Source organism: Mycobacterium sp., assembly GCF_035506235.1.
Taxonomy (GTDB): Bacteria; Actinomycetota; Actinomycetes; order Mycobacteriales; family Mycobacteriaceae; genus Mycobacterium.
Window position 1 is genome coordinate 33,908 of sequence record NZ_DATJPU010000108.1, and the last position, 15,682, is coordinate 49,589.

The 15,682-nt window shown below is 69.6% G+C and carries 16 protein-coding genes and 1 pseudogene; 9 read left to right on the plus strand and 8 right to left on the minus strand.

The window, feature by feature from the left end; translation table 11 throughout:
• Positions 1-34: 34 nt before the first annotated feature.
• The 3 genes from VMD50_RS10020 to VMD50_RS10030 are packed head-to-tail and all read left to right on the plus strand — an operon-like array spanning position 35 to position 2,949.
• Positions 35-772 (plus strand): 2OG-Fe dioxygenase family protein, encoded by a 738-nt coding sequence (locus tag VMD50_RS10020; RefSeq protein WP_325427323.1) that lies wholly within the window; start codon positions 35-37, stop codon positions 770-772.
• A gap of 23 nt (positions 773-795) precedes the next feature.
• Positions 796-1,755: a nucleoside hydrolase gene (locus VMD50_RS10025; protein WP_325427325.1), complete on the plus strand. Its 960-nt coding sequence runs from the start codon at positions 796-798 to the stop codon at positions 1,753-1,755.
• 39 nt (positions 1,756-1,794) lie between these two features.
• Positions 1,795-2,949, plus strand: coding sequence for an alpha-hydroxy-acid oxidizing protein (locus tag VMD50_RS10030; protein WP_325427327.1), 1,155 nt, complete (start codon positions 1,795-1,797; stop codon positions 2,947-2,949).
• Positions 2,950-2,954: 5 nt separating this feature from the next.
• Here VMD50_RS10030 and VMD50_RS10035 read toward each other — a convergent pair whose 3' ends face one another.
• Positions 2,955-4,496 (minus strand): DNA polymerase Y family protein, encoded by a 1,542-nt coding sequence (locus tag VMD50_RS10035; RefSeq protein WP_325427377.1) that lies wholly within the window; start codon positions 4,494-4,496, stop codon positions 2,955-2,957.
• A 39-nt stretch (positions 4,497-4,535) separates the two neighbouring features.
• Entirely contained in the window at positions 4,536-5,198 is a 663-nt protein-coding gene (locus VMD50_RS10040) for a hypothetical protein (protein WP_325427329.1), read from the minus strand.
• Positions 5,199-5,283: 85 nt separating this feature from the next.
• Here VMD50_RS10040 and VMD50_RS10045 point away from each other — a divergent pair, with 85 nt between their 5' ends.
• On the plus strand, positions 5,284-5,511 hold the full coding sequence (locus VMD50_RS10045) for a hypothetical protein (RefSeq protein WP_325427331.1): 228 nt from the start codon (positions 5,284-5,286) through the stop codon (positions 5,509-5,511).
• Between the two features lie 201 nt (positions 5,512-5,712).
• On the opposite strand, the gene guaA is transcribed toward VMD50_RS10045, so the two are convergent.
• Both guaA and VMD50_RS10055 read right to left on the minus strand, forming a co-directional pair.
• On the minus strand, positions 5,713-7,293 hold the full coding sequence (gene guaA / locus VMD50_RS10050; RefSeq protein ID WP_414686036.1) for a glutamine-hydrolyzing GMP synthase: 1,581 nt from the start codon (positions 7,291-7,293) through the stop codon (positions 5,713-5,715).
• Positions 7,294-7,321: 28 nt separating this feature from the next.
• On the minus strand, positions 7,322-7,897 hold the full coding sequence (locus tag VMD50_RS10055; protein WP_325427334.1) for a TetR/AcrR family transcriptional regulator: 576 nt from the start codon (positions 7,895-7,897) through the stop codon (positions 7,322-7,324).
• An 86-nt stretch (positions 7,898-7,983) separates the two neighbouring features.
• Here VMD50_RS10055 and VMD50_RS10060 point away from each other — a divergent pair, with 86 nt between their 5' ends.
• Positions 7,984-9,099 carry a cytochrome P450 gene (locus tag VMD50_RS10060; RefSeq protein WP_325427336.1) on the plus strand — a complete coding sequence of 372 codons (1,116 nt, stop codon included), beginning with the start codon at positions 7,984-7,986 and terminating at the stop codon, positions 9,097-9,099.
• 8 nt (positions 9,100-9,107) lie between these two features.
• On the opposite strand, the gene VMD50_RS29835 is transcribed toward VMD50_RS10060, so the two are convergent.
• The 3 genes and pseudogenes from VMD50_RS29835 to VMD50_RS10070 all read right to left on the minus strand — a co-directional run bounded on the left by VMD50_RS29835 (position 9,108) and on the right by VMD50_RS10070 (position 10,925).
• Positions 9,108-9,491: an SRPBCC family protein gene (locus tag VMD50_RS29835; protein ID WP_414686037.1), complete on the minus strand. Its 384-nt coding sequence runs from the start codon at positions 9,489-9,491 to the stop codon at positions 9,108-9,110.
• Between the two features lie 7 nt (positions 9,492-9,498).
• Positions 9,499-10,518, minus strand: a pseudogene (locus VMD50_RS10065) (MMPL family transporter); the annotation flags it as partial.
• Positions 10,497-10,925: an MmpS family transport accessory protein gene (locus VMD50_RS10070; RefSeq protein WP_325427338.1), complete on the minus strand. Its 429-nt coding sequence runs from the start codon at positions 10,923-10,925 to the stop codon at positions 10,497-10,499. The gene VMD50_RS10070 and the pseudogene VMD50_RS10065, both read right to left, overlap by 22 nt.
• Before the next feature lie 219 nt (positions 10,926-11,144).
• Here VMD50_RS10070 and VMD50_RS10075 point away from each other — a divergent pair, with 219 nt between their 5' ends.
• The 3 genes from VMD50_RS10075 to VMD50_RS10085 are packed head-to-tail and all read left to right on the plus strand — an operon-like array spanning position 11,145 to position 13,400.
• The gene (locus tag VMD50_RS10075; RefSeq protein ID WP_325427340.1) at positions 11,145-11,948 is read left to right on the plus strand and encodes an SDR family NAD(P)-dependent oxidoreductase; all 804 of its coding nucleotides are present in this window, start codon (positions 11,145-11,147) and stop codon (positions 11,946-11,948) included.
• A 3-nt stretch (positions 11,949-11,951) separates the two neighbouring features.
• Positions 11,952-12,788 carry an SDR family oxidoreductase gene (locus VMD50_RS10080; protein WP_325427342.1) on the plus strand — a complete coding sequence of 279 codons (837 nt, stop codon included), beginning with the start codon at positions 11,952-11,954 and terminating at the stop codon, positions 12,786-12,788.
• Positions 12,789-12,800: 12 nt separating this feature from the next.
• Positions 12,801-13,400 (plus strand): TetR/AcrR family transcriptional regulator, encoded by a 600-nt coding sequence (locus VMD50_RS10085; protein WP_325427344.1) that lies wholly within the window; start codon positions 12,801-12,803, stop codon positions 13,398-13,400.
• A 4-nt stretch (positions 13,401-13,404) separates the two neighbouring features.
• Here the strand turns inward: VMD50_RS10085 and VMD50_RS10090 are convergent, their stop codons facing one another.
• Positions 13,405-14,049 carry a winged helix-turn-helix transcriptional regulator gene (locus tag VMD50_RS10090; RefSeq protein WP_325427346.1) on the minus strand — a complete coding sequence of 215 codons (645 nt, stop codon included), beginning with the start codon at positions 14,047-14,049 and terminating at the stop codon, positions 13,405-13,407.
• Positions 14,050-14,128: 79 nt separating this feature from the next.
• Between VMD50_RS10090 and VMD50_RS10095 the strand changes: the two genes are divergently transcribed.
• Positions 14,129-15,664, plus strand: a complete 1,536-nt coding sequence (locus tag VMD50_RS10095; protein WP_325427348.1) for an MFS transporter — start codon at positions 14,129-14,131, stop codon at positions 15,662-15,664.
• Positions 15,665-15,682 lie beyond the last annotated feature (18 nt).

Consider the following 15,682-nt stretch of genomic DNA (forward strand, 5'->3'; position numbering starts at 1 on the left):
GTTTAGCGACACCGAATTGCGGTATCCCGGCGCGATGGTCCTTTGCGAAAAGTGGACGGACGCCGATCCGGTGGCCGCCGCGGCCCGGCGGGTCGCCGCGACGGGCGTCGCCGTGCTGCCCTCGCTCGACGTGACGCGGAGCCTGGAGGTGGGCCGCGAAGTATGGACCCGGTTTGCCCGGCATTGGCGGCAGCTGGCGCCTGACCCCTACGCGGCCGAGCTGGGGGTGCGGCGGCTGCGCCGTTACGGCCAGTACTCGTTTCGCGACGGGGTGCTGCGTCGGATGCCCAGGCTCGCGTTCGTGCAGCCGGAGGACTCCAACCCCTTCTACGTCGGCAGGGACCGCGACTTCGAGCCGCTGACCGACGCGTTCGCCGCGGATCCCTTGCTACACAAGGTGATCAAGCTGCTGGCCCGGGTGGCCGCGGCCCTCGACGACGTCGCCGACTGGAACGTCAAGGTGCATCCGTTCCGCGTCCTATGCTGCGCGGACCAGAACGGTGATCCGACACCCGAGGGCATGCACCGCGACGGCGTCACCCTGGTCACGTCGCTGCTGGTCGGGCGGCGCAACGCCATCGGCGGCGAGAGCACGGTGTGCGACCTGGATGGCTGGCAGTTGCTGGCGACGACGCTGGCCGAGCCGGGGACGCTGATGCTGGGCGACGACCGTCGCACCCTGCACGGCGTCTCGCCGATCCGTCCGATCGACGGCTCCGGCCCGGCGCAGCGCGACGTCTTGGTGATCACCTTCGCCTCGGCCTGGCCGTAGAACCACCCGGTATTGTTGCCGCGGTGAACGCCGTTTTCGTCGATGTCGACACCGGCATCGACGACGCGATGGCGTTGATCTACCTGCTGGCCAGCGCCGACGCCGAGGTGGTCGGCATCGCCTCGACCGGCGGAAATATTCACGTGGGCCAAGTCTGCGCGAACAATCTGGGTTTGCTCGAATTGTGCTGCGCTCCAGCCATTCCCGTGTCCAAGGGCGCCGACGAGCCACTGTGCGGGCGGTGGCCCCATCGCTCGAAATTCCACGGCCCCAAGGGGTTAGGCTATGCCGAACTGCCCAGCACCGACCGCGGGCTCACCGTCCACGACGCCACCGCGGCGTGGGTGGCCGCGGCGCATGCCCATCCCGGCGAGCTGATCGGCCTGGTCACCGGCCCGCTGACCAACCTGGCGCTGGCGTTGCGCGCCGAACCCGCGCTGCCGAGGATGCTGCGACGGCTGGTGATCATGGGCGGCGTTTTCGGCGGCACGAGCATTGAAGCCGACCCGATGGCCGAATGGAACATCCGGGTGGATCCGGAGGCGGCCGGCGAGGTCTTCGCCGGATGGGCCGGGCAGCAACAACTTCCGATCGTCTGCGGGCTGGACCTCACCCGGCGCGTGGCGATGACACCGGACATTCTGGCCCGGCTCGCCGCTGACGCGGGCCCGTCGCCGTTGATAGGCGTGATCGAGGACGCGATGCGGTTCTACTTCGAGTCCCACGAGGACCGCGGGCACGGCTACGTCGCGTTCATGCACGACCCGTTGGCCGCCGCGGCGGCGCTCGACCCGCGGCTGATCACGACCCGGGCGGCGACGGTGGACATCGAGCTGGCGAACACCCCGACCCGGGGTGTGACGGCCGCCGATTGGTCGGGCGGCCGAAAAGCCAACGCCCTGATCGGCGTTGATGTGGACCCCGCGGCGTTCTTCGACCGGTTCATCGAGCGGGTCGGGCCGTTCGCGCGCGGGCTCGGCTAGCGTCCGTTTGGCGGACCGATCGCCGGGTATGCGCGAGCCATGCCTTTCGCCGACTATCAGACCGAGCTGTACGACCAGGGGCAGGCCGGCCGGCAGCCGCCCTACCCCATCAGGTTCTCCGAGTTGGAGGCCAAGGCGGCCGCGGCGATGCCGCCGAAGGTGTTGGGCTACGTCGCCGGTGGCGCCGGCGACGAGCACACCCAGCGGGCCAACTGCGACGCCTTCAAGCGCTGGGGCCTGTTCCCCCGCATGGGGATCGCCCCAGAGCAGCGCGACATGTCCGTCGAGCTGTTCGGGATGACGCTGCCCTCCCCGATCTTCATGGCGCCCATCGGCGTCATCGGCGTGTGCGCCCAGGACGGCCATGGCGACCTGGCCGCGGCACGGGCGTCCGCCCGCACGGGCGTGCCGTTCTTCGTGGGCACGCTCACGTCCGACCCGATGGAAGACCTCGCCCCGGAGCTCGGCGACACCCCCGGCTTCTTCCAGCTGTACACGCCGCCGGACCGCGAGATGGCCGCCAGCCTGGTGCACCGCGCCGAGGCCTGCGGTTTCAAGGCCATCGCGGTCACCCTCGACACCTGGGTCACCGGCTGGCGCCCGCGCGACCTGAGCGCCGGGAACTATCCGCAGGTGCCCAGCGGATGCCTGGCGAACTACACCAGCGATCCGGTCTTTCGCGCCGGCCTGCAACCGGGCGAGGACGCCACCGAGGCGGCGGTGCGCACGTTGCCGATCTTCGGGGGCCCGTTCCGGTGGAGCGACCTGGAGTGGCTGCGGGCGGAGACCAGCCTGCCGCTGATGGTGAAGGGCATCTGCCACCCCGACGACGTGCGCCGCGCCAAAGACATTGGCGTGGATGGCATTTACTGTTCCAACCACGGCGGTCGGCAAGCCAACGGCGGCCTGCCCTGTCTGGATTGCCTGCCCGGTGTGCTCGAGGCCGCCGACGGGATGCCGGTGCTGTTCGACTCGGGGGTCCGCAGCGGCGCCGACGTCATCAAGGCCCTGGCGATGGGCGCGACGGCGGTGGGCATCGGCCGGCCCTACGCCTACGGGCTGGCGCTCGGCGGTGTCGAGGGCATCGTGCACGTGCTGCGCTCGCTGCTGGCCGAGGCGGATCTGATCATGGCCGTCGACGGGTACCCCTCGCTCAAGGACCTGACGCCGGACGCGTTGCGGCCCATCGGATAAGCGCGTCACTCGTAGCTTCCCTCGAGGTACCAGCGCCGCTGGCGGTAGCACAGCAGAAACGCCCGCTCGTCCTCCAGCAAGACCTGGGCGCGGGCGGTGCGACTCCCCCCTTGACCGGCCTCCGGGCGGTCGTCCCACCACCGCTCGTCGACCGGCCAGGGCCCAGCCCACCAGCACAGCGGCTCGTCCCGGCCGCGCACGGTCAGCCGGGCGGGGTCGGCCGAGAACATCCCCCGGCCGGTCACCCGTATCGAATCCCCCTGGGCGTCAAGCAGATCCACCGGATCGTCGAGCAGCACGGCCGGCGACGGCTCCGGCAGTTGCCCGGGCCACGGCAGGCCCGGGTCGGCCCGCGGCACCGGCTCGTCGCCCAGCGGGATCAGCGTGATGCGTTCGGCTGGCCCGCGACCGCCGGACAGCACCGGCACCCGCACCGCCTCCGGGCCGAGCAGGCCCTGGACCCGCACCAGCGCCCTGCGGGCCCGCAGCCGGTCCTCCTCGCCCAAGCCGCCCCATAGCGGCAACTGCAGCGCCTCGGCCGACACCACCTCCACCGCCTGCAGCCGCAACAGGGTCACCGCGGCCGTGGGACGGGCGTCGCGAGTCCGATTGCTCAGCCACCCGTCGAGTTGCCAGCGCACCCGGTCGGCGGTGGCGTCCTCGGTCAACGGCTCGGCGCACCGCCACACCCGGGTCAACTCCTCGCCATTGGCGGTCACGGCGTGAATGGCCAGCCGGGTGCAGCCCACCCCCGCGGCCATCAGCGCCTGGTGCAGCGTGCCGGCCAGCGAGCGCCCGGCGAAGGCCGCGGCATCGACCCGGTCGATCGGTGGGTCGCAGTCCAGCACTGCCTCGAGTTCCGGCGGCGGCTCGCGCCCGGACGGCGCCCGCTCGGGTTCGCCGCGGGCGAACCGGTGCGCGGCCACCCCGTCGGCGCCGAACCTGGAGGCCACGTCGGTGCGCGACAGCGCGGCGAACTGCCCGATGGTGCGAATCCCCATCCGCCACAACAGATCCGTCAGCTCCTCTCGCCCCGGACCGGACAGGCTCGGCTCGGTGGCCAGCTGCCGGATCGACAGCGCCGACAGGAACCTCGCGTCGCCCCCCGGCTGGACGATCCGGCCCGCGCGCGCGGCGAAGACCGCGGTGGACAACTGGTCGGCGACCCCGACCTGAGACTCGGCGCCCGCGGCGGCCACCGCGTCGATCAGCCGCTCGGCGGCCTGCTCCTCGGACCCGAAATAGCGGGCCGCCCCGCGCACCGGCAGCACCAGGAGACCGGGCCGCAGCACCTCGGCGCGGGGCACCAGATCGTCCACCGCGGCGATCACCCCTTCGAAGAAGCGGGCATCGCGGTCGGTGTCGGCGGTCGCGACGTGCAGTTGCGGGCACCGTGCCGCCGCCTCCCGTCGTCGCAGCCCGCGCCGCACTCCCACCGCGCGGGCGGCCGACGAGCAGGCGATCACCCGATTGGCCAACGTGATCGCGATCGGGGCCGTCGCGGGCAGGCCCGCCGCCGCCGCGGCCGCGACCGCGGGCCAGTCCATGCACCAGATCGCCAGCGCGCGTGAGGAAGCCACCCGAATTCACCCGGCTCGCGACCGGCCGATCACCCGCCTGCCGGCGCACACCCCGCTGACCCGCAGCCGCACCCCACCGATGCGGCCGAACCCCGTGCCCGCCGTGAGCTCGTAACCGCAGACCCGCGCCTCCAACCGCGTCGGCGCCCCCTGCCAGTCGCCGTCGGTGACCAGCAGGGTGCACCCCTTGTTGCGGGCCCGCGCCACCACCGCCCGCGCCCGGGTGTGCGGCACCTGACGCCCGCCCAGCCCGAGCACCACCAGGTCCATGCCGTCGACGAGCACCGCGGCCACCTCGACCGGATCGGTTCCGGGGTCCGGTATCACCGCGAGCCGGCTCAGGTCCGCCCCCATCTCCACGGCGGCCAGCAGCCCGATGTCCGGCTGGCCGACGACGGCGACGTTGCCACCGGCCGCCGTCACCGCGGCCACCACGCCCAACAGCAGCGACCGGGCCCCCGACAGCACCGCCACCGTTCCCCGCGGCAACGGCACCGGCAGCGACTCCGCGAGCCACCTCGGGAGCGCCAGCCCGGCTTCCGAATCCGGCAGCAGGCCGACGGCGGGGGCGACGGCCTGACCGGAGATCTTCCCGGAGATCTGAGCCATCCGCCGGCGCAGCGATTCCAGCTGCTCAGCGCGGTGATCGGAGGCGAAAGCCGTGGTCATGACGAGCCTCCTACCAACCCTTTTTTCGAAAGTATGTTCGATACAGCTGGAGTAAACACCCGCCCTCCGACAACGGTCAAGAAACGTGAGAGGCTGCTTTATACGGTCGGTGCTGGTGTGGCTGATGGTGCTTTTTTGCACCACTTTTCCGGCGCCGGCCCAGGCCGTGCCCTGCCAGCCGGCGGAGTTGTTCGCCACCGACACCGATCCCCTGTTCGAGACGCAGGCCGCCGTGACGATCGCCCTGAGCGGCGCGGCGGTGACCGGGTCGACCCCCGGGGTGGATCCGTTACCACGACCGGCCACACCTTGATCCTGGTCGCCGGAGACGGCGATCTCGACCTCGCCCGCAGACTCGTCACCGGGGCCGGCGGGAAGTGGGATGCGGCCACGATCGCCTACGGCAGGCGCGAATTCGTCGAGTAACGTAACGTATCGCGAAAGTGCAACTGGCAACACGTTTCCCGACGAGAAGGGGCGTCGGCAGTTGCACTCTCGCGGCAGTCCTACGAAGCTACTCCCACTCGATGGTGCCCGGCGGCTTGCTGGTGATGTCCAGCACCACGCGGTTGACCTCGGGCACCTCGTTGGTGATCCGGGTCGAGATGCGCTCCAGCACCTCGTAGGGCACCCGGGTCCAGTCGGCGGTCATGGCGTCCTCGCTGGACACCGGGCGCAGCACGATCGGGTGCCCGTAGGTGCGGTTGTCGCCCTGCACGCCGACCGAGCGGACGTCGGCCAGCAGCACCACCGGGCACTGCCAGATCTGGTTGTCCAGGCCCGCGGCGGTGAGCTCCTCGCGCGCGATCGTGTCGGCGCGCCGCAACGTGTCCAGCCGCTGCGCGGTGACCTCGCCGACGATCCGGATCCCCAGCCCCGGCCCCGGAAACGGCTGGCGCCCGACGATTTCCTCCGGCAGGCCCAACTCCCGCCCGACCGCGCGCACCTCGTCCTTGAACAGGAGCCGCAGCGGCTCGACAAGCTTGAACTTCAGGTCGCCGGGCAGGCCGCCGACGTTGTGGTGGCTCTTGATGTTCGCGGTGCCGCTTCCCCCGCCGGACTCCACCACGTCCGGGTACAGCGTGCCCTGCACCAGGAACTCGACCTGAGAATCGGTGTCGCCCACGATGTCCCGCACCGCGCCCTCGAACGCCCGGATGAACTGCCGCCCGATGATCTTGCGCTTGCCCTCGGGGTTGGTCACCCCCGACAGTGCCTGCAGGAAGGTCTCGGCGGCGTCGACGGTGACCAGGTTGGCGCCCGTGGCGGCCACGAAGTCGCGCTGCACCTGATCGCGCTCGCCGGCGCGCAACAACCCATGGTCGACGAAGACACACGTCAGCCTCTCGCCGATGGCGCGCTGCACCAGCGCCGCGGCCACCGCCGAATCCACCCCGCCGGACAGCCCGCAGATCGCGTGGCCGTCGCCGATCTGGGCACGCACCTGCTCGACGAGCGCGTCGGCGATGTTGGCGGCCGTCCACTCCGCGCCGAGCCCGGCGAAGTCGTGCAGGAACCGGCTGAGCACCTGCTGTCCGTACGGGGTGTGCATCACCTCGGGGTGGTACTGCACCCCGGCAAGGCGCCGCCCCCGGTTCTCGAAGGCGGCCACCGCCGCGCCCGCGCTGCTGGCGACCACGTCGAATCCCCCGGGCGCCGCGGTGACGGCGTCGCCGTGGCTCATCCAGACCGGCTGGACGTCGGGAAGGCCCGAATGCAGTTCGCCGCCAAGCACTTTCAGCTCCGTGCGGCCGTACTCACTGGTGCCGGTGTGGGCGACCGTGCCGCCCAGGGCCTGCGCCATGGCCTGAAACCCGTAGCAGATGCCGAACACCGGCACACCGAGGTCGAACAGCGCCGGATCGAGTTGCGGGGCGCCCTCGGTGTAGACGCTGGCCGGTCCGCCGGAGAGCACGACCGCCACCGGGTTGCGGGCCTTGATCTCCTCGACCGTGGCGGTGTGCGGGATGACCTCGGAAAAGACCCGCGCCTCGCGGACCCGCCGGGCGATCAGCTGCGCGTACTGCGCGCCGAAGTCGACGACCAGCACGGGACGCGTTGCCACAACGGGGTCAGCAGGTTCGGCCACGGCCATTGAGTCTAGTGGCGGCCGGCGACCGGCCTCACCGTGCGGACGCGGACTGGATCACCGCGTCGACGACGCGGCGGATTCGGATGGCGGCTTCGTCGGGATCGGGCTGGCCGGCGTCGAGCCAGGCGATAACGGCGTCGATCGTCATGCTGGGCAGTAGTCGCGCCGCCCAGCCCCGCCATCGGTCGTTGGCGATGCCGGCAAGGTGGCGGCGGGTGATCTCGGTTGAACCCTCAAAGGGACTGTCGGCCATGTCGCGAAACTCGGGCTCGCGGGCGGCGTATCGGAACAGCAACCGGAAGGCGTCCGGATCGGCGGCGGCCGCGCGTATGAGAGCGGGAATGGTGGCGTCGTCGAAGTCGCCTGTCCCGGTGGCTTCGCGGAGGCGGTTGTTGGCACTCTCGAGGACTTCCCGGTAGAGGTCGGCCTTCGACGCGAAGTGGCGGTACAGGATCACCTGGGTCACACCGGCTTCCGCGGCGATCGCATCGAGCCCCGTGTTCGCAAAGCCGCCCCGGGCGAACGCGCGAGTGGCGGCCTCGAGGATGTGTTCGCGCCGTTGGGCGCGGGGCATCCGCCGAGTCGACTCGGGCCGGACTGCCGTCATCGGGACCTCCTCTTGTCTAGAGCTGAGTGTACAAGTAGTCTTGTTTAATTGTTCTTATACAAGATTGCCTCTACTTGAGGGGTGCAATGACATCCACCCAACTTCCGGTTCGCCGGGTGCGCACACCGGTAGGTGACGAGGCCTGGCTGGTCACCGAGTACGCACACGTGCGACGGCTGCTCGACGACGATCGCCTCGGCCGTTCCCATCGTGAACCCGAAACCGCCGCGCGCACTGGGGAATCGGCGTTATTCGGTGGTCCTCTCGGGGACTTCGACACCGAGGCGGCCGACCACGCTCGGATGCGGACCCTGCTGCAACCCCATTTCTCGCCCAAGCATTTGCGGTCGCTGGTACCGAGGGTGGAGGCACTCACGACCGGGCTACTGGGCGAACTAGCGGAGCAGGGTCCCCCCGCCGATCTGCACGCGCGGTTGGCACTGCCGCTGCCCATCCTGGTGATCTGCGAGCTGCTCGGAGTGCCTTATTCCGACCGTGAGCAGTTCCGCGCGTGGGCGGAGGACGCCGGCAATGTGCGCGATCACGCCCGCTCCGAGCGGGGGCTGGCGGAGCTGTTCGATTACGGCCGCGCGCTGGTCGAGCGCAAGCGCACCTGCCCCGGCGACGATGTGATGTCGCGGCTGCGTGCGGCTGATGGCGTCTCCGACGAGGAGGCCGCCACGATGTCGATGTTCTTGCTGTTCGCCGGACACGAGACCACGGTGGTCCAGATCGGGCTCGGGGCAACGCTGTTGCTGACGAATCGCGATCAGTGGCAGGCGCTTGTTGATAATCCCGCATTGATCCCCACCGCCGTCGAGGAGCTGCTGCGGGCGGCGGCAACCGGCGCCGGGGTGGGTGGCATTCCTCGCTACGCGCGCACGGACTTCGACATCGACGGTGTCGCCATCCACGCCGGAGACCTCGTACTGCTGGACATCGGATCCGCCAACCACGACCCCTCGACATTCACCGACCCGGAGCGTGTTGACATCGCCCGAAAGGATGCCGGGCACCTCACATTCGGCCACGGCGCACGCTATTGCATCGGCGCCCCTTTGGCGCGTATCGAGCTGAAAGCAGTTTTCGGTCAACTCATTCCACGATTCCCGTCCATGCATCTGACGGTCGACCCGGCAACACTGCCCACCCGTAGCGACGTACTCGCCGGCGGGCTCGTCGAACTTCCGGTGTCGTGGTGACCACGAACTCAGCGATCATCAGGTCCTAGCCAGCTCCTGGTGTGGTTCACCCACGTGCCGGCGGCCCCGTCGGTCTCCGGGACCAGCCGGAACTCGACCGACATGGTGGGCAGCTGCCGGGCGGACTGCACCCAGCACAATCGCCGGCGCGGTTGCAGCGAGGTCACGCGGCACAGTGCGGTGTCGTCGCGGCCGCCGCGGTGCCGGATCAGCCGAAACGACGTGCCCACCTGGAGTCGTTGATCGCCGGCGGCATGTTCGACCGCGTCCCAGGTGTCGTACCACTCCGCAATGCCGGCGACGGTGGTGATCAGGTCCCACACCCGGTCGGGCGGCGCGGCGATGCGAATCGACTCGGACAGCGTCTGGCTTTTGGTGCGGCGGGGGTTCATGGGCGCAGGCCGGACCCAACGTGAGCGCGCCGGCCACCATCGTGAACATCCCGATCGCGCACGGAGCGCCCAGGGTTTGGAAATACGGCAGCCTGGTGAAGCTGAGGCAAAACATCGCGCCGGCGATGGTGAGGCCCGAGCCCAGGACCACGTGGGCGCTGCCGCGAAACATGGTGTAGTAGGCGGCTTCCCGTTCCTCGCCGGCCTGACGGGCCTCCTGATATCGGCCCACGACGAAGATCGCGTAATCGGTGCCCGCGGCGATGGCGAGGATCGGAAGGATTTGCACCGCAAATGTCGAGAGCCCGAGGATTCCGTGGCTTCCGAGGAACGCGATCACCCCTTGCACGGCGGGCAATTCGATGAAGACCATCAGCAGCGTCAGCAGCACGGTGACCAACGAGCGGTACACGATCAGCAGCATGAGCACGATGACCCCGACGGTCACGCCCATCACCTTGCGGGCGCTCTTGTTGCCGAATTCGAGCTCATCGGTGGTCACGGCCGCGGGGCCGGCGACATAGGCCCTGATGCCGTTGGGCGCCTGCACGTTTGACACGATGCGCCGCACGGCGTCGACGGACTCGTTGGCCAGCGTCTCGCCTTGGCGGCCGGCGAGAAAAACCTGAACGTAGGCGGCCTTGCCGTCGGCGCTCTGCGAGCCGGCCGCGGTGAGCGGATCGCCCCAGAAGTCCTGGATGTGCTCGACGTGCTTGTGGTCCTGCGCGAGCTTGCGGATCAGGTCGCCGTAAAACCGTTGCGCCGCATCGCCCAGCGGCGTCTGGCCTTCGAGGACGACCATCACCGCGCTGTCGGAGTCGAATTCTCTGAACACCTGGCCGACGCGCTTCATGGCCTGTACCGCCGGCGCATCCTCGGGGTTCATCGACACCGCGTGCGCCTCTCCGACCGCTTCCAGTTGCGGTACAACGATGTTGGTGACCGCGGCCAGCCCCAGCCAGAAAAGCAGGATGGGCACCGAAAGCCGGCGAACCGTTCGGGCGATCACGCGGACTTCACCAGGCAGAAGGTTTGCGGGTGAATGCCCGCCACGGTTCGTTGGGCCCTGATATCGCCGTTCACGGTGATTCGGCAGCCGATGATCGCGCCGTCGCCCTGCGCGACGACGTTGACGCTGACCGCCGGGGCCGTCGTGGCCACGCTGTACGTCCACGGCAGCCGCATGTCGTCGGCGCGCTGGGGTGCGGCGTCGACGTCGAGATAGTTGATGTCGGCCACGCTTCCCGCCGGCCCGAAGACCTCCATGGTCACGCGCTTGGGATTGAAGGGCTTGATGTCATCTGCGCGGGGGCCGACGGCCGACGCGGCACCCCGAGCAGCGAAGACCCCGTGCAGTCGGTAGACGGCGAAACCCGCGATAGCGACCAGGACCACGACGACCAGCGGAATCCACGCGCGTTTGACGAAAGTCATCCTCGCCCTCGGTTCGAGATCGGGATTAGTAAGTCAGCTGACCAATACCGTAACGCTACCGCGGATGCAGCGCAATCACGCACCGCCTTCTGTTTTGTTGCTTGTAGACGAGTTTCGCCATGGGACTTGCCGATGTCCTGATGTCGGATGTAAGTTGTTCAACTAACTTACTTACGAGTTTCGATCCCGCGAAGCGGCCGGCGAAAGGGTCCAAACACCATGGGTATCAATGCACATCAATTCGGTCCCTGGGCGGTCGTGACCGGTGCGTCGTCTGGGATCGGCCGCGAATTCGCTCACCAGCTCGCCGATGCGGGCATCAAGGTGGTGCTGGTCGCGCGGCGACTGGCCGCGCTGCAGGAACTGGGCGCGGCGCTGGCCCGGGGCTACGGCGTCGACTATCGCGCCGTCGGTGTCGACCTGTCCGACCCGGGCATGCTGACCCCAATCGCGGAGGCCACCAACGACATCGACGTCGGGCTGCTGGTGTCCAACGCCGGCGCGGGCCTCCCCGGCCCCTTCCTGGATTCCGATCTCCAGGCGCAGCGGGCGATCCTGCGGCTCAACACCGCCGCACATCTGGGCCTCACCCATCATTTCGGCGAACGGCTGGCGCGGCGCGGCCGCGGTGGCATCGTGCTGGTCTCCGCCTTGGGGGCGATACATGGTGTGCCGTACCTGGCGCACACCGCGGCGACCAAGGCCTACGTGGCCAGCCTCGGCGTCGGCCTGCACGGCGAGCTGGCCCAGCATGGGGTGCACGTCACGGTGCTGTACCCCGGGCCCACCCGCACGCCGGCAATCGCCGAACTGGGCCTGGACCCCGACAAAATGCCGATACCGCCCATGGCACCGGACGTTTGCGCCCGCGAGGCGCTGCGCGCGCTGCAGCGCAATAGGGCCCGCTGCGTACCGGGCCGAGTCAACCGGGTGACCGCCGCGCTCGTGCCGGCGGCAGTCACCCGCTCGATGATGTCGCGCATGTTGGCGCGGCCCACCCGCGTCAAGACGACCGCCCCGTAGCCGATGGACAAACCGATCTGCCTCATCACCGGGGCCACCGACGGCATCGGCAAGGTCACCGCGACCGCCCTGGCCCGCAAGGGCCACACCGTCGTGCTGGCCGCGCGCAACGGGGCCAAGGCGGCGACCGTCGCATCCGAAATCGTCGCGTCCACCGGCAACCGCGATGTCGACCACCTCACCGCAGACCTCCGGTCGCTCGCGCAGCTGCACCGGCTGGGCGAGACGTTCCTGGCGCGCTACCCGCGGCTGGACGTCCTGATCAACAACGCCGGGGTCATCATGCCGCAACGCGTCCTGACCGAGGACGGCTACGAGACGACGTTTCAGGTCAACTACCTCGCGCAGTTCCACCTCACCCAATTGCTGCGCGGCGCACTGGAAAACAGCCCGCAGGGCAGGGTCATCAACCTGAGCTCGAGCGTCTACCGCGCCGGCAAGTTCGACCCGGACAACCTGCAAAGCGAGCGCCGCTTCTCGACCATTGGCGCATACGCCGCGTCCAAGCTTTGCGTGCTGCTGTTCACCATCGAGCTCGCGCAGCGGCTGGCACCGACACTCGTCACCGCGAACGCCGTGCATCCCGGGATCGTCAGAACGCCGATGATGCGGGGAGCGCAAGGGGTCTTCCGCGCGGTCTCCTATGCGGCGCTGCCCTTTTCGCGCTCTCCCGACAAAGGCGCCGCCACGTCGGTGTTCCTCGCCGACTCACCGGATGCGGCACAGGTGTCCGGGCAGTACTTCGCCAACGCCAGGCCGAAGAAGGTCAAGACGGCCCACAACACGCGGGAGAACCGGGACTACCTGTGGCACCTGAGCATGGACGCGTGCCGTCTATAGTCCGTGAGTGATATGGCTGACTCAATCGACACCGACGAAGCCGCCCCGCCGAAGCCCCCCGGCAAGCGGGAGCGGCTGATCGCCGCCGCGTGCGACCTGTTCTACCGCCAGGGCATCGCGGGCACCACACTCGCGCACATCGCGGAGGCCGCCGAGGTGCCGCTGGGTAACATGTACTACTACTTCAAGACCAAGGACGACATCGTGGCCGCCGTTGTCGAGGCGCGCACCGAGGAAATCCGCTCCGCGACCGCGGCCCTGCAGCGCCGACACGGTAGCCCCAAGGCCCGGCTCAAGGCGCTCGTCGGGATGCTGGCGGAGTCGCGCGACACCATCGCCGACCACGGCTGTCCGTTGGGCACCCTTTGCACCGAGCTCGCGAACCAGCCGGGCCAATCGCCGGAGCTGACCGCGCCAATCATGCAAGCCCTGCTGGACTGGACCGAGCAGCAATTCCACGCCATGGGCCGCCGCGACGCCCGCGACCTGGCGCTCGAACTCGTCATCGCTTACGAGGGCAGCGCGGTCCTCACCAACGCCCTCGCGCGGCCCGAAGTCATGGCCCACCAAGCCCGCCGCCTCGAAAAGTGGATCAACGCGCTGCAGGCGTGAGGCACTACAGCGAAAACGCCCGACGCACCGCCTCGACGGTCTCCCGGTCACCGTCGAAGGTGACGCGCCGCAGCGCCGCCTTGCGCTTGGCGTCGCTTGACCCGAGGCGCGCGGTGACCAGGTCGGCGGCGCTGGCGGTGATGGTCACCGCGGGGTCGCCGCGGCCCCCGGCGAGGCGACCAGCCGTCACGGCGAATTCGAAACGGCGGCCGTCGATCTCGATGCGGCACTTCGCCTCGAGACCGGCCGCCTGACGCGAGTTGAAGCCCAGCAGCAGGCCGGCCAGGAACCCGTTCAGCGGCGTGGCCGGGCCACCGTCGTCGATCGGGTCGAGCCGGTCCAGGCCGAACCATGCGATGCTCTGCAGAATCGGCAACACCCGCTGCCAGCCGAGGTCGCTGAGCGTGTAGACCGTTCGCCCGATCGGGGCCGGCAGGTCGGCGCGGTCGACGAGTCCGGCATCCTGCAGTTCCTTGAGCCGCTCGGCGAGCAGATTGGTTGCGATGCCGGGCAGTTCGTCGCGCAGGTCGCCGTAGCGGCGGGGTCCGCCGACGAGTTCGCGCAGGATCAGCAACGTCCACCGCTCGCCGAGGACGTCGAGACCGCGCGCGATCGGGCAGTTCTGGTTGTAGTTCCTGCGGGAAGCCACCAGGCCAATCTAACTGCGATGGACATCTTTTTCAACTTGTTACTTGATTTATTTGTCTATTGGCTTTAGCGTCTCGTCCATGCGCATCGACCCGATCTTCCGGAACCGCCCGATCGCCGCGCTCGGCGTCATCTGCCTCAGCGTCTTCGTCATCAGCGTCGACGCCACCATCGTCAACGTCGGGCTGCCCACCCTGTCGCGCGAACTCGGCGCCGACACCGCCCAGCTGCAATGGATCGTCGACGCCTACACCCTGGTCATGTCGGGCCTGCTGCTGTCGGCCGGCAGCCTGTCGGACCGCTATGGCCGGCGCGGCGCGCTGAGCCTCGGCCTGGCCCTGTTCGCCCTCACTTCCGGCGTTGCGGCACAGGCCGGTTCGGCCGACGCGCTGATCGCGGCCCGCGCCGCCATGGGCGTGGGCGCGGCGGTCATCTTCCCGACCACGCTGGGCCTGATCACCAACGTCTTCACCGACCCCGTGGCGCGCGCCAAGGCGATCGGGCTGTGGGCGGCGATGGTGGGCGTCGGGGTGGCCGTGGGACCGATCAGCGGCGGCTGGCTGCTGGAGCACTTCTGGTGGGGCTCCATCTTCATGGTTAACATTCCCATCGCGGCACTGGCCATCGTCGGCGGCATCCTGTTCGTTCCGACCTCGCGCGACCCGGCGGCGCCGCGCGTCGACGTCCCGGGACTGATCCTGTCCGCCGCCGGAATCACGACGCTGGTCTACACGGTCATCGAGGCGCCCACCTGGGGATGGACCAACGGCCGGACGGCGGCCGGATTCGCCGTCGCGGCAATCGTTCTCGCCGGGTTCGCGGCGTGGGAGCGGCGCAGCACCCACCCGATGCTGGACGTCTCGGTGTTCCTCAACCGCCGGTTCTCCGGCGGCAGCCTGGCGGTGACCGCCGGTTTCCTGACGCTGTTCGGCTTCATCTTCGTCATCACCCAGTACTTCCAATTCATCAAGGACTACACGGCATTTCAGGCCGGCGTGCGGTTGCTGCCGGTCGCCGGCTCGATCGCGCTGGCCAGCATCCTCGGGCCCCGGCTGGTGGAACGCGTCGGCACCACCGCCGTCGTCGCCGCCGGCCTGGCGGTGTTCGCCGGCGGCCTGGCCTGGGCGTCCACGGCCGACGCCGCCACGCCCTACGACCAGATCGCGGTCCAGATGCTGCTGCTCGGCGGCGGCCTCGGCCTGACCTTTTCGCCGGCCACCGAGGCGATCATGGGATCGCTGCCCGCTGATAAGGCCGGGGTCGGCTCGGCCGTCAACGACACGACGCGTGAACTCGGCGGCACCCTCGGCGTTGCCATCGCGGGCAGCATCTTCGCCTCGGTGTACTCGGGACATCTCGGCGCGAATGCGTTGACCGGGCTGCCCGCCGAAGCCATGCGGCACTCGATGGCCGCGGCGCACACCGTGATCGGACGCCTGCCCGCCCCGCAGGCCGGCCACGTCCGCGCCGTCGTTGACCGCGCCTTCCTCGACGGCCTGCAGGTGAGCTCGCTGGTCTGCGCGGGCATCGCGTTGGGCGCCGCGATCGTCGTCGCCTGGCTCCTGCCGGCCCGCGGGCGGCAGGTGGCGCCGTCCCCCGAGCTGGCCAACGCCTAGACCCCGCACAGAAAGGCA